This window comes from Pseudoalteromonas sp. 2CM39R (genome assembly GCF_023161845.1).
In genome coordinates this window covers 255905-270157 of record NZ_JALNTM010000009.1, presented here as the reverse complement: position 1 = coordinate 270157, position 14253 = coordinate 255905, and the positions used below count along the sequence as shown (strand labels likewise).

Annotated in this window: 14 protein-coding genes; 2 read left to right on the top strand and 12 right to left on the bottom strand. The window is 41.2% G+C overall.

Annotation, left to right across the window (positions count from 1 at the left end):
* Positions 1–4: 4 nt before the first annotated feature.
* Genes MTF66_RS20925 through argC form a run of 3 tightly spaced genes read right to left on the bottom strand, consistent with a single transcriptional unit; the run spans position 5 to position 2704 of the window.
* A complete protein-coding gene (locus MTF66_RS20925) occupies positions 5–925 on the bottom strand; it encodes an ornithine carbamoyltransferase (protein ID WP_054560941.1) in 921 nt (306 codons plus the stop codon).
* A 7-nt stretch (positions 926–932) separates the two neighbouring features.
* A complete protein-coding gene (argB, locus tag MTF66_RS20920; protein WP_054560942.1) occupies positions 933–1694 on the bottom strand; it encodes an acetylglutamate kinase in 762 nt (253 codons plus the stop codon).
* Entirely contained in the window at positions 1694–2704 is a 1011-nt protein-coding gene (argC, locus tag MTF66_RS20915; protein WP_248528446.1) for an N-acetyl-gamma-glutamyl-phosphate reductase, read from the bottom strand. Before argC ends, argB begins: the two co-directional genes overlap by 1 nt.
* A 221-nt stretch (positions 2705–2925) precedes the next feature.
* Here argC and argE point away from each other — a divergent pair, with 221 nt between their 5' ends.
* Positions 2926–4116, top strand: coding sequence for an acetylornithine deacetylase (gene argE / locus MTF66_RS20910; protein WP_248528444.1), 1191 nt, complete (start codon positions 2926–2928; stop codon positions 4114–4116).
* 251 nt (positions 4117–4367) lie between these two features.
* Here argE and panP read toward each other — a convergent pair whose 3' ends face one another.
* Entirely contained in the window at positions 4368–5996 is a 1629-nt protein-coding gene (gene panP, locus MTF66_RS20905) for a pyridoxal-dependent aspartate 1-decarboxylase PanP (RefSeq protein ID WP_054560945.1), read from the bottom strand.
* 248 nt (positions 5997–6244) lie between these two features.
* Between panP and MTF66_RS20900 the strand changes: the two genes are divergently transcribed.
* Positions 6245–8095 carry a GGDEF domain-containing protein gene (locus MTF66_RS20900; RefSeq protein WP_175082438.1) on the top strand — a complete coding sequence of 617 codons (1851 nt, stop codon included), beginning with the start codon at positions 6245–6247 and terminating at the stop codon, positions 8093–8095.
* On the opposite strand, the gene MTF66_RS20895 is transcribed toward MTF66_RS20900, so the two are convergent.
* From MTF66_RS20895 to folB, 8 genes are all read right to left on the bottom strand, one after another.
* Positions 8092–8757: a tRNA (guanosine(46)-N(7))-methyltransferase TrmB gene (locus tag MTF66_RS20895; protein ID WP_248528441.1), complete on the bottom strand. Its 666-nt coding sequence runs from the start codon at positions 8755–8757 to the stop codon at positions 8092–8094. The genes MTF66_RS20900 and MTF66_RS20895 overlap by 4 nt on opposite strands.
* Positions 8757–9524 carry an ABC transporter permease gene (locus MTF66_RS20890; protein ID WP_036970898.1) on the bottom strand — a complete coding sequence of 256 codons (768 nt, stop codon included), beginning with the start codon at positions 9522–9524 and terminating at the stop codon, positions 8757–8759. The genes MTF66_RS20895 and MTF66_RS20890 overlap by 1 nt, the downstream gene beginning before the upstream one ends.
* Positions 9524–10453 carry an ABC transporter ATP-binding protein gene (locus MTF66_RS20885; protein WP_055021568.1) on the bottom strand — a complete coding sequence of 310 codons (930 nt, stop codon included), beginning with the start codon at positions 10451–10453 and terminating at the stop codon, positions 9524–9526. Before MTF66_RS20885 ends, MTF66_RS20890 begins: the two co-directional genes overlap by 1 nt.
* Positions 10450–11073, bottom strand: coding sequence for a flavin prenyltransferase UbiX (locus MTF66_RS20880; RefSeq protein ID WP_054551081.1), 624 nt, complete (start codon positions 11071–11073; stop codon positions 10450–10452). Before MTF66_RS20880 ends, MTF66_RS20885 begins: the two co-directional genes overlap by 4 nt.
* 22 nt (positions 11074–11095) lie before the next feature.
* Positions 11096–12439, bottom strand: coding sequence for a UDP-N-acetylmuramate:L-alanyl-gamma-D-glutamyl-meso-diaminopimelate ligase (mpl, locus tag MTF66_RS20875; RefSeq protein WP_248528438.1), 1344 nt, complete (start codon positions 12437–12439; stop codon positions 11096–11098).
* A gap of 160 nt (positions 12440–12599) precedes the next feature.
* Positions 12600–13403: an undecaprenyl-diphosphate phosphatase gene (locus MTF66_RS20870; protein WP_054560951.1), complete on the bottom strand. Its 804-nt coding sequence runs from the start codon at positions 13401–13403 to the stop codon at positions 12600–12602.
* Complete coding sequence (gene folK, locus MTF66_RS20865; protein ID WP_058585819.1) at positions 13400–13888, bottom strand: 2-amino-4-hydroxy-6-hydroxymethyldihydropteridine diphosphokinase; 489 nt, start codon at positions 13886–13888, stop codon at positions 13400–13402. Before folK ends, MTF66_RS20870 begins: the two co-directional genes overlap by 4 nt.
* Before the next feature lies 1 nt (position 13889).
* Positions 13890–14246, bottom strand: a complete 357-nt coding sequence (gene folB, locus MTF66_RS20860; RefSeq protein ID WP_055021570.1) for a dihydroneopterin aldolase — start codon at positions 14244–14246, stop codon at positions 13890–13892.
* Positions 14247–14253: the final 7 nt, after the last annotated feature.

The window sequence follows — 14253 nt, the reverse complement described above, 5'->3', positions numbered from 1 at the left end:
TTCCTTAAACAAAATTTGGATTTAATAATGTGACAAGTAGAGCATTTTGCGCATGCATACGATTCTCTGCTTGTTGAATAATTTTTGATGCTGGGCCATCCATTACCTCAGAGGTAATTTCAAACTCACGATGCGCAGGCTGACAATGCAGTACCGTTTGCGCACCCGTTTTCTCTAGTAGGGCTTGGTTAAGCTGATATGGCATATATTTAGCTTTAACCTGCTCAAGCGGTGTTTTATCACCCATTGAAACCCAGGTATCAGCATAGACTGCATTTGCGCCAACTGCCGCCTCAATTCTGTCACTCACCATGACAGAGGCACCATTCATTGCTGCAATTTGCTCTGCTTGCTTAAGAATTTGCGAATCTGGTGAGCTACCTTTAGGACAAACTGCAACAAAATCAGTGCCTAAAGTAGCGGCTAATAACATTAGAGAGTGTGTGACGTTGTTACCTTCACCTAAGTAAGCAAGCTTTAGTTTGCTAACATCGCCATGCACTTCTTGCAGCGTTAAAAAGTCAGCAAGCGCTTGGCACGGGTGATATAAGTCACATAAGCTATTAACAACAGGCACCGATGAATATTCAGCAAGCGTGGTCAGTGTTTTGTGCGCATTCACGCGAGCAACAATGCCATCAGCCCAAGTTGAGATATTAAGAGCGAAGTCTTTAACCGATTCACGAGCGCCCATGGCACCATTTTGTGAATCTAAATAAACTGCGTGACCACCCAGTTTATTAATACCAATATCAAATGATAAACGAGTACGTAAACTTGGCTTTTCAAACAATGTAACCACTGATTTGCCCGCTAATGCTTGGCTGAAGTCTGTTGGGTTTGCTTTAATTTTTTGCGCTAAGTTTAGTAATTTAAGTGCGCCCTTTTGGTCTAATTCAAGACCATTTAAGAAATTCTTTAACATGAAATACCTATGGTGTAATTTTCGTTCCTACATGTTCGCCTTTTAATAAAGCGACTAAGTTCTCTGGCTTCAGCCAGCTTGAGATATACACACCACGTCGTAAATGTTGGGCAGCAAGAAGGCTGGTCTTTACTTTGACCTCCATCCCGCCCTGAATGACTCCTTCAAGGATAAGTGTTTCGATTTGCTGCGTATTAAGTTGATGTAGAGGCTGCTTATTGGCATCAAGCACAGCTTCTACGTCTGTCATAAAAATAAGTTCTGCATTAAGCTCTTTAGCGATAGCCGCTGCGGCTTCATCTGCATTGACGTTGTACCATTGGCCATCTTCCCCAAAACCAATAGAGCTCACTAGGGGTAAACGACCTTGTTCAAGCATGCTAGGTAGCACGCTGTCACAACTACCCGAACACTGACCTACTTGCGCCAATACTTTAAGTTTTTCAGATACCAGTACACCCGCTTCATAAAGGCTTAAACCCACAGGTTTATGGCCAGCGCTGATTGCTTGACTCATCAATTGTTTATTGGCACAACCTGCAAGAGCACCAACAATATAAGGCATTTGCTCATTTGGGCTGATACGTAAACCTTGATGTTTTGCAGTTACAAAGCCGGCGTCTTTAAGCCAAGCATCCACCAAGGCACCACCACCATGAACAATGACAAAGTTATCTTGTTGCTCAGAAGCTAAAACATCAAAAAGCGCTTTTGCGGCATCTGCGCTATTTAATACAGCACCACCGACTTTAATGATCCAAGTTTTCATTACAGCGCTCCTACTAAACCAGTGTGGTGAGGTTCACCCATGGCTAAATTAATGCACTGTAATGCTTGCCCAGCTGCACCTTTTAGGAGGTTATCAATCGCTGACATAACGATGAGTTGCTCACCTTTTTGTTGCCATGCAATATCAACAAATGGTTGTTTAGCTACGCCTTTAATGCTTGGAATTTTATTGCCAAGTAAACGAATTAACGGCTCGTTTGCTAATACTTGATAAGCCGCATTCACTTGCTCTGCAGTTACGCCTGGTTTTAATTGCACATAAATAGTTTCTAAAATTCCACGGGGGAAGTTACCCAAATGTGGCGTGAATAGCACAGAGTGACCAAGGTGCTGCTCAATCTCAGGTGTGTGTCTGTGGTTAAACAAGCCATAAGGAGCAAGTGACACTTCGCAAAAGTGGGTATTAACACTGGCTTTTCTACCAGCGCCTGTAACACCTGACACCGCATTAACAATAATGGCTTGATCAGCTAATAAACCCGCTTCTTTAAGTGGTTTTAAAGAATTAAGTGCTGCTGTTGGGTAACAACCCGCTACAGCAACAAGGTTTGCTTTACTAATCGCATCGCTATTCCATTCAGCTAAACCATATGCTGCTTGCTCTAAAAGCTCAGTGTGTTCATGTGCGAAACCGTAATAAGTTAGGTAATCCTCATTCCCAGCTAAACGGAAACCACCAGATAGGTCGAATACTTTTTTACCCATGGCTAAAAATTGGGGGGCAAGATCAACACTGACCTTGTGATCTGTACACAGGCATACATAGTCAGCATTGCTTTCGATATATTTATACGCTTCAGCAGTTAGAGGCTGTAGTGGATACTCTAACAATCCAAGGTGCTCAGGGTATAAATCGCTTAATAACTTACCTTTATCTAAACTCCCTTCAGACACATAACATGCTTGTAGGGTCAGTTTTGGATGCTTAGCAACTAAACTTGCTAGCTCTGCGCCGCTATAACCACTTGCGCCAATAATCACTACATTCATTGCTTACTTTTACCTATTAAATCTATTTATCGATACGCCTAAAATTACTCGCTCAATTGCGAATAAAAACACTGTCTAAAGTAATGAAATCAGGTTATCGTCGTTTCGTGTTCATCGTACAGCTTTACTAATATTTATGCTTAAAAAGTGAATTGATATTCATCATAAATACTTTTATATTGTTATGCAATTAGATTGAATAATTATTTTTGGATTTTTTTATGTCGCTACCCTCTTTTATATCTATGTATCAGCAGCTAATTGCTGCCCCTTCAATTAGTGCGATTGAAGATTCTTTGTGCATGAGCAATAAAGGGGTTATTACCTTGCTCGCAAACTGGTGCGAAAGCCTTGGTTTTACATGTGAAATCACAGAGCTTGAAAACGGTAAAGGCCGTTACAACTTATTAGCGAAACGTGGTGAAGGAGATGGCGGTTTAATGCTTGCAGGTCATACTGATACTGTGCCATTTGATGATAGCCGCTGGAACTACGATCCGTTCAAACTTAGTGAGCATGACAATAAACTTTATGGTTTAGGTAGTATTGATATGAAGGGCTTTTTTGCCTTTGTATTGCAAGCAATTAGTGAGCTCGATGAAACTAAACAAACAGAGCCACTATTAATTCTAGCCACAGCCGATGAAGAAACCACAATGGCGGGAGCACAACAAATTTGTCGCCATCCAGACTTAAAACCAGCGCGCTGTATTATTGGTGAGCCAACTGATATGACACCAGTATTTACTCATAAAGGCCATATGAGTACAGCGATCCGAGTAATTGGTCGCTCAGGCCATAGCTCTGATCCTGAACGTGGTTTAAACGCCATCGAAGTCATGCATAAAATGATTACAAAATTGTTAATCATCAAAGAAGAATTAAAGAATAAATATTCAGTTGAGCACTTTGAAATCCCGTACCCTACTTTGAACCTCGGCCATATCCATGGTGGCGATAATGCCAACCGCATTTGTGGTTGCTGTGAAATGCACATTGATATGCGGCCTTTACCTGGTTTAAGTGTGCAAGAACTACAAGCGATTTTGCTAACAGCCGCAGAAGAGATTAATGCCCAATACCCAAATGCAGTGAGCGTTATCGACATGCATGAACCTATCCCAGCATTTAGTGGTAGCACTGATACAGCACTAGTAAAGCTGGCCGAAAAAGTCTCAGGTCAACCTGCTGTCGCTGTAAACTATTGTACAGAAGCTCCTTTTATTCAACAGCTTGGCTGTGAAACCATAGTCATGGGGCCCGGCTCAATTAACCAAGCCCACCAGCCAGATGAGTTTTTGGCAATGGAAAAAATAAAACCTTCGCAAGCGATTATCAGTAACATGATCAAAGCAAGCTGCTTTAGTGAATATACCCAAACCACCTCAAGATGCGAGTTTCAGTTGGAATAAAAAGCGATTTAGGCAAGGCATTGATTGCAAATAATAGTGGTTCTATTGTTAAAATCAATAACGCAGTATAAATCGCTTTTAAACCAACCCTCTGGGCGTTTCACAGGCACTTACTCTCATCGTTGTTACTTCTTAAAAGGGACTACCATTCTTGCAAAGTAACGCCTTGATATTAAGCACCTGTGAAACGCTGAATTCTGCATCTTGAGGTGGCTTGGGTATAATAAAAAGGGAGCATCACGCTCCCTTTTCTAATCCATATACTTACTCAAGTACTTTTTAAATACCGGATCAGTTTTCGCTAGTTCTTTTTGCTCCGCTAAAATATCTTTTAGAATTGCTTTAGAGGTTAACGGGTTGGCTAATACAACGCGAAATACCACGGTGGGCTGATGGTCATATTTTGCAGGAGTTAAACGAGTACGCGATACAAAAGAACGACCCGCTTCACGCTGACGTTTTTGCATGCTTGCAGTAAAGCGATTCAACGAAGCGTAAATATCTAATTTCGTTTCTTCGTCAGCATCTTTAAGCTTCGCTTGGATTTCTTTTGGTACGTAACGATAGGTTAATAAGCAAAGCTCAGGCTCTGAGATTAACTCAAAGTCTTCATCCTGCTTGATCATGTCGGCAAAAGTGCGGGCTTTCACGATACTGCGATCAATTAGCATCTCGTAGCCTTTACGGCCAATAACACGTAAGCAAGCATGCACTAACATTGCCATACCAGGGCGGCTGCCCTCAAGGGTATGACTGCCTAAATCTTTTGAGCCTTTACGAAGAATATATTCCGCATGATGCTCAATAGCATCCGTCGCAGCAGGGTCTTTAAATAACACCAGACCAGCCCCCATTGGTACATACATTTGTTTGTGTGCATCAATGGTTATTGAATCAGCGCGTTCGATACCGCTCAATAGGTGGCGGTAATTTGAAGATAATAAGGTTGAACCACCCCATGCAGCATCGACATGAAAATGACAGCCAAGTTCTTCGCTCAAATCAGCCATTTCATTTAGTGGATCTATGCTGCCTGTTTCAGTCGTCCCAGCAACACCCACGAGTGCCATTACCTTAATGCCAGAGGCTTCAAGCTCATGAGCCTTTTTACGCATCGCATCAACATCGACTTTATTATTTTCGCCGGTTGCAATTGCGACAATGTTATCGCGACCAATACCCAGTAAATCAACGGTTTTGCCTAATGAGTAATGGCCTCGCTCAGAAACAAGCACAGCTAAGCCTTTATAACCATAATGCAGCATTCCAGCGATTAAACCCTGTGCAGCAATACCTTTATAGTCACCATCCGCTTTTAATAAACGGTTGCGGGCAATCCATAGTGCAGTAATGTTAGCAACAGTGCCACCTGAACAAAATGCGCCTAATGACGTTTTCGCGCTGTGCATCCATTTACTATAAAAGCTGTCGTCTTCACCATATGCAAGGTGATGCATCATGCCCAAAACTTGTCTTTCAAGAGGCGTAAATGCCTTTGAAGTTTCAATTTTTACTAGGTTTTGGTTAAGACCGACCATTAACTTAGACAGCGGTAACACAAAATGCGGTAATGCTGAGGTCATATGGCCAATAAAGCTCGGCGCAGCGGTATGAACAGAATGAGCAACTAACTGCTCCATTATGTCTTGAGCATAGTCAGATACAAAGGTCGGCTCTTCTGGAATAGTAGCCGTTTGAAAGTCTTTTTCAATTTCGTGCAAAGGCTTTTCGATAGCAGCTATGTTCTCATTTAAGAACCCAGCTAAGTTGCTAGAAATTTCAGATTCGATTTTACTTAATGTCGAGTCTGGTGCTTCTGGCACCGTAAAAATACGAATCAAGCTTTCTTTAGAGGCGACGGCACAACGCTTTTGATCCATCCTAATACCCATAATTAGCAGCTAAAAATGCACCCGATGATGGGACATCTAGGTAAGCACTTTTGCGGCACTGTTTCTACGAAATTGGCTAACTTTACTGGAATATCACGAAAATGTCTCGCATAAAGCAAAAAAGCGCTAATTTCGATGACAAAAAAGTGATCAGTTAATGAAATTTGCAGTCATTTTATACTATCAGACACGCTTTTTTTGAGTATAATCAAACGATAACTGCTAAGGGAACCTCTATGCCCAAAGGAATGCAAAAAACCAGCTGGCTGCTATATGGCTTCGCCGCATTTTTTATTAGCTTATTTGGCTATATCTATTACACCTATGAAACCACGCGTAGTGAGATCATGGAGAATATCGATACCAAACTGCTTAATGCTGCGGTCAGTGTCAAACATATCCTAGGTGATGACTATCACAATATAGTTAATGCGGGCTTACCAATCTCTTCGGCAATATATAAAGACAAAAGCCGAGCCCTATCTGAGTATGCAAAACAAATGCAGCTTGCCTATGTGTACGCAATGGTACTGCGCGACGGCAAAGTCTATTTTAGTGCCTCGAGTTACACGCAAAAAGATCAAAACAATGGCCGCGTAACACAGTTTCTAGATGCCTACCCCGAAGCGACAGAACTTAACAAAGAAGCCTTTTTTTCGACAGAGCCAGTATTTGAGGTATCAAAAGATCAATGGGGCTATTTTAAAAGCATCTTTGTGACTTTTGTCGATGATAATGGTCACACCTATATAACTGGTGCCGACATAACCATTAGTGACTTAAATCAGCAACTGCAGCACAGTGTGACCCGTGCAATGATCACAGGCTGTTTCTTTTTCTTTATTGCAGCGCTAATTGCTGGGCTGTATTTTTTACAACTAAAACGCTCCCTCTCAACAGATGCCCGCACCGGCTTTGCGAACCATGTCGCGCTGGAATACTACATAAAGAAAACCACCAAACACCGTATGGAGCTAGCAGTTATTGCCATTAATGAGTTAGAAGATATTAGCAGTTTTTATGGCACTGAAGTGAGCGACAAAGTAATGGCTAACTTGCTTAGCTATTTTCAATCAAGGATGCCTAGCGAAGGGTTTGTTTATCGATTAGCAACGAATAAAATTGCGCTATTACGAACGCATAGTGATGAGCGTAATATCGATGATGTTATTAATGCTTTTAACTATGCAATTCCTGCGTTGAAAGAACCTTATATCTACGTGAGCTTGTATGCAGGTATTGCTACAGGTAATAAATTAATGCTGATTGAAAATGCCCATGTTGCGCTGCAACAAGCAAAGCTTAATAATCAGCGTATCGTGCGTTATGAAAATGTGTTTAAGCAGGTTGAAGAGAAATTTAGAAGCAATGTTACGCTTGCCAAAGAAGTAAAAGAAGCCTTCGATAACAACCGTATCGTACCTTACTTTCAAGCAGTCTATAATAACCAAAGCAAACAGATTGACCATTATCAATGCCTAGCCAGAATGGCCAGTGCCACGGGTCGTATTCATGCGCCAGATTACTTTATGATGGTGCTAAAGCGCTCACGTATGGACGGTCTTTTAAGACGCACCATGTTTACTCGCTGCATTGAGCAGTTTAGAAAAACCAATGTGCGCTGGAGTATCAACATTACCGCACAAGATATTCTCGACCCAAGCTTAAGCGAGTTTTTAGAGTTACAACTTAGGCGCTATCCGCAGCCTCATAATATTATTTTTCAGTTTTATGAGCGTGATGCTATCGCTTACTTTAGTGAAGTAAAAACCTTTATTAATACCTTAAAAAATAAAGGTGCTCAGGTTATTATCAATGAATTCGGCGCGGGCTTTTCAAACTTACCCCACATTAGGAAGCTCGAAATTGATGGCTTAAAGCTAGATAAAGGGTTGGTGAGCCAAATTCATACCAATACAGATAACTATCTATTTATTGAAAACTTGGTGAAATATGCTCAGCAACTAAAGTTAGATGTAATTGCTGAGCAAGTTGATAACGAACAAATAGCTGACGCGCTTGCTCGAGCGGGTGTTACTTTAATGCAAGGGAGTCATTTTGCACCACCGACTCCCTATATTCATTAAAGGTTGATCACCAAACGGTGACTTTGTTGACCACTGGCCCAATATTTACGCTCGAATGGGGTAATTGCAGTATCGCTTTCATACAGCTCTACATCGCACTTATGCCCAGCAAGCTCTAATGAGCGAGCAAACTCTTTTACGTATATATCCCAGTTGCTTCTCAGCTCTAAGCGGCCGCCTAATTTAACGATATACGGAAAAATTGCAGCACCGTGCCAGCGCCTTTGCAAGTGCTTTGCTTTTGGCCAAGGATTTGGATACAACAGGTAATGATGACTCGGTTGCCAGTTTGCAGCCACCGCTAAGCGCCAAAAATCATTTAAATCAGCTTGTACTAAAATGTACTGCCCTGCATCCGTTTGCTTGTATTCAATATCATGCTTATCTAAGCGATGTGATGACTTATCAATGCCAATCACCAATGCATCAGGGTGACGTTTAGCTAAGTTAGCGGTACTTTCACCTACACCACAACACGAATCAAGAATAATAGGCCCGTTAAATGCCTGCACCTTTTCGTTTACCTGATCAAAAGCCGCTTGCGTATGCTCTGCAATCGGCTTTTTAAATTCAGCACTTAAGTGCTTTAAAACAATTTCGTCTAGCTTTTCATGTAAGCTATGTTGATTCGATACAATACTTCTCGAATTTGCATCCGTCATTAGTGTCTAAGCCCCACACCACGTTTAATAAGGGTCAATGCTAACGTAAATAAACCCACAATAAATAAACCAAGTACACCAAATGCTACCGATAAATCGACATCAGACACACCTAAGAAACCATATCTAAATGCATTCACCATATAAATAATTGGGTTTACTTGCGATACGCCTTGCCAAAATTCTGGCAACAAGGTGATAGAGTAAAACACCCCACCGAGATAAGTCAGCGGCGTTAAAATAAAGGTCGGGATAATACTAATATCATCAAAGCTATTAGCATAAATTGCATTAATAAGTCCGCCTAACGCAAATACAGCCGACGTTAAAATAACCGTAGCCATAATCACAAAAATATTATGAATTTGAATATCAACAAATAGCAAAGAGACACAGGTAACAATTAAACCAACCAGCATACCTCGTGTCATACCACCGCCCATGTAGCCAAGTACAATGATGTAGTTTGGCACTGGTGCAACTAAGAGCTCTTCAATGCTTTTTTGAAATTTAGTGGAATAAAAACTCGAGGCAACATTCGAGTAAGAGTTGGTGATCACCGACATCATAATCAGACCCGGGACAATAAACTCCATATAACTAAAGCCGCCCATATCACCGATACGAGAACCAATCAGATTACCAAAAATCACAAAATACAGGCTCATCGTGATTGCCGGCGGAACTAAGGTTTGCACCCAAATACGTAAAAAGCGAATACACTCTTTGATCCAAATACTTTTTAGCGCTACTCCATATTTAAACATTATTCGCCTCGCCCTTGTTCTAATAACCCTACAAACAGCTCTTCTAAACGGTTTGCTTTATTTCGCATACTCAGCACAGTATTACCTTGTTCAGTCAGCGCACTAAACACCTGGTTTAAGCCCTGAGACTTCGCCACTTCAACTTCTAAAGTGTGATCATCGGTCAGTGTGTATTGGTAACCTTCAATGCTAATTGGCTGCACTGGTTGCTTTAAATCAAGTACGAAAGTTTCTTTATCAAGCTTGGCAAGTAACGCTTTAATGGTGGTGTTTTCAACAATCACACCACTGTCGATAATCGCGATGTTTTTACATAACAGCTCAGCTTCTTCTAGATAATGGGTGGTCAAGATGATGGTCACACCTTGCTTATTAATCTCGCGAAGAAAATCCCACATAGAGCGACGTAGCTCAATATCAACACCGGCTGTTGGTTCATCTAAAATAAGTAATTTAGGTTCATGCATCAGTGCACGAGCAATCATTAAACGGCGTTTCATACCACCTGAAAGGGTGCGCGCTTGTTTATCTTTTTTCTCAAATAAACCTAACTGCTTTAAGTATTTTTCGGCACGCTCATGCGCCAGCTTTCTTGGTACACCGTAATAGCCTGCTTGGTTAACCAAAATTTGATTTAGTGTTTCAAACTGACTGAAATTAAATTCTTGCGGTACTAAGCCTAGTTCAGACTTAGCAGCTTCAAGGTCTGTATCAATATCGTGACCAAACACCTGGACACGACCGGCACTTTTATTCACTAACGATGAGATAACACCAATAGTGGTTGATTTACCAGCACCATTTGGTCCAAGTAAAGCAAAGAAATCGCCCTGCTGAACTTGTAAATCAATGCCTTTTACGGCTTCAACACCATTTTTATAAACCTTTTTTAGGCCTTCAATATTTAATGCGATCGTTTTTTCGCTCACTGTTTGCCCTCTCCATAACCCCAACGTTTCGTTAAAGTATGTTCAATGTTTAAATGATCTAAAATTCGCGCCACCATAAAATCAACCAAATCTGAAATCTGCTCTGGTTGATGATAAAACCCCGGTGCCGCAGGCATAATAGTTACGCCTAGTCGTGCTAGCTTCAACATGTTTTCAAGGTGGATTTCGCTAAATGGCGTTTCACGCGGGACTAAAATCAGTTGCCCACGCTCTTTAATAACCACGTCAGCAGCACGTTCGAGTAAGTTATCTGATGCCCCGACCGCAATTGCAGATACAGAACCTGCACTACACGGGCATACCACCATTTTTTTCGGCGCAGCTGAGCCAGATGCAACAGGACTAAACCAGTTGTCTTTACCAAATACTTTAAGTTGCTCAGGAGCGGCATTAAAAAGCGTACTCAGCTGCTCTGTCGCTTTGTCTTCATTACCCGAAAGTTTGATATTCGATTCTGTATCAAACACAACTCTTGCCGCACTTGAGATCAGTACATACACCTGAAACTGCTGTTCAAGTAATACTTCTAATAACCTTAAGCCATAAGGAGCACCAGAGGCACCGCTAAAAGCTAACGTTATTTTATCTTTAAATTGCATACAGTTAAGCTCCGTATACTGGTTAGTTTTGTTCAAGAGCAGTGATTAAACGCTGATGAATACCTTCAAAACCACCATTACTCATAATTAAAATATGTTGTGAAGGCGCGCTACTGGCAACAACCTGAGTAATGATTTCCTCAGTGCTTTTCATACAATGCATACCTGCTTTGTCTGCATATTCTTTAAGCGACCAGCTTAAATTTTCTGGCTCAAATAAATACACATCATCTGCTGCATCAAGTGAATCAATCAGGGTTTGTTGATGCACGCCCATTTTCATAGTGTTTGAACGAGGCTCTAAAATAGCAATTATCTTCTCAGTGCCTACTTTTGCACGTAGCCCTGCTAAGGTCGTTTTAATTGCCGTTGGATGATGAGCAAAATCGTCATACACTTTTATTGAGTTAACGTCGGCTTTAAGCTCCATACGGCGCTTAGGAGAGATAAACTCGGCTAAGCCTGCAATACTGACTGATACCGCGATGCCTACATGTCTGGCTGCTGCAATAGCCATAATGGCATTTTTGACATTGTGCTCGCCCATAGCTTGCCAACTGACAACACCTTGCACTTGTGAATTTAATAGCACTTCAAACTCACTACCATCAGCTTTAAGTAAGCGGTAATCCCAATCACCCGCCAGTGTTTCGCTCTCGCTCCAAAGGCCGCGTTCAATCACATCTTGTAGTGCTTCGTCTTGGCTTGGCCAAATCACTTTGCCGCTACAGGGTAATGTACGCATCAAGTGGTGAAATTGTTTCTTTATCGCGTTTAAATCTTCAAATATATCGGCATGATCAAATTCAAGATTATTTAGAATTAAGGTGCGTGGTAAGTAATGAACAAATTTACTGCGTTTATCGAAAAACGCCGTGTCGTATTCATCGGCTTCAATAACAAAAAATGGAGTTTCGCCAACACGAGCAGACACACCAAAGTTTTGTACTATACCACCAATTAAAAAGCCCGGTTTCATTCCTGCGTATTCTAGTAACCATGCCAGCATACTGGCTGTAGTCGTTTTGCCGTGTGTTCCGGCCACAGCCAAGACCCAAGAGTTTTGCAGTAAATTATGCTTTAACCATTCTGGACCAGAAGTATAAGGCAAGCCTTTATCAAGAACGTATTCAACACAAGGGTTGCCTCGGCTCATAGCATTACCAATCACCACCATATCTGGCGCGGGTTCTAGTTGGGCAACGTCATAACCTTGGGTGAGTGTAATTCCTAGCTCTTCTAATTGCGTGCTCATCGGCGGGTACACATTTTGATCAGAGCCTGTCACTGTGTGACCTAACGATTTAGCGATTGCGGCAATACCACCCATAAAGGTGCCACAAATTCCAAGAATGTGAATATGCATCTACTGTCCTGAGCAAAATGAATAAGAGATAAGTTAGGCGTTATAATGCCAAATATAAGCTTTACTTACCATTACTACACGGCATTAGAGTATTGCCAAATAGCCAACATAAAAAAACACCTCAACTTGAGGTGTTTTTTAATTAAGTTTAAAGCCTATTTTACAGCATTAAGAATGCAAACAAACCGACACCTAATAGTAAGCGATAAATAACAAATGGCATCATGCCCATGCGCTCAATCACTTTTAAGAAAAAGAAAATACATGCATAAGCCGATACAAATGATAAACCTGCGCCTAATAGAATTGCATGCCAATCAATCGCCTCGCCCGCTGTAGCCAACTGATACACATAATATGAACCTGCTGCAGCAATAACTGGAATTGACATTAAAAACGAAAAACGTGCAGCGCTTTGCTTGTTTAGACCCAGCATTAAGCCCACAGTAATGGTAATACCTGAACGGGATGTACCAGGGAATACCATAGCGAGAACTTGTGAAAAGCCGAGTAATAACGCACTGAAAAAGTTTACTTGGTAAATATTCTTAACTTGCTTTGCTTTTACATCGGCATACCAAAGTAACAAACCAAATACGATGGTTGAGGTGGCAATAACCCAGGCATTACGCGAGTAGCTTTCCACAAAATCTTTAAATAAATAACCAATTAATAATGCAGGAATGGTCGCAACAATAATCCACCAGCCTAAACGACTATCATCGGTTGCGCCTTGTGAGCCAAAGGATTTAAACCAAGCACCGAGAATATCCACCACTTCTTTACGAAAATACAGTACCACAGCACCCAGTGTACCTACGTGTACCGCAACATCAAATGCCAAGCCTTGGTCGTGCCAACCTAAAACTTGTGAGGGTAAAATTAAATGTGCTGAGCTCGAAATAGGTAAAAACTCAGTCAATCCTTGAATTAAGGCTAAAACAATTATCTCAATAATACTCATGGGTTAGAAAACTCCACCTTCCATAGTTTTTGTTGTGGGTTGTTATAATTATTCCATAACTCAGCCAAAGTTAGCTTAGCTACGGGGTGATAAAAATCGGGAGCAATTTCAGCAAGAGGCTGCAATACAAACGCATTTTTAGTGATTTCATCCCGCGGTAATTGCGCAGGCGAATCACAGATAATGTCATCATAAAACAATAAATCAAGGTCTAATGTGCGCGGGCTAAACTTTTTATCCTCACGGGTGCGGCCGTTATCAAGTTCAATTTTTTTCAATAGCTTACATAGTTCAGCTAATGGCATATCGGTTTTTGCTGCAACCACTGAATTATAAAAATTGCTACCAGCAAACCCCACAGCTTCACTTTCATAAACAGACGAATGTATAAAGCCTGGAAAGTGAGGCTTTAAGGCAATAAGCGCTTGTCGAAGATAATGCTCTTTATTGACATTAGAACCTAAGCTTATAAATATTTGCGCCATGTTAGTTTGCCTTACGACGGGTGATCTCAACTCCCACAGTTTGCGCTTGTGGCACTGCGGCTGGTTTACTAACACGTATAGTGACTTGGTTAGTCGCAAACTCAGCTAAAATAATAGCAGCTAATTGCTCAACTAAAGTTTCAAGTAACTCAACGGGTTTTGCCGTTGTATGCTCAATCACTCGTTCACTCACTTTGGCGTAATCAAGTGCTAAATTTATATCATCAGTTGCCGCTGCGGCAGAAATATCACATAACATTTCGATATCAAAATACAGGCTTTGTTTACTTTCTTTTTCAAAATCATACACGCCAATAATGGTGTCTACATGTAGTTGTGATATATATACCTTGTCCATTGATACT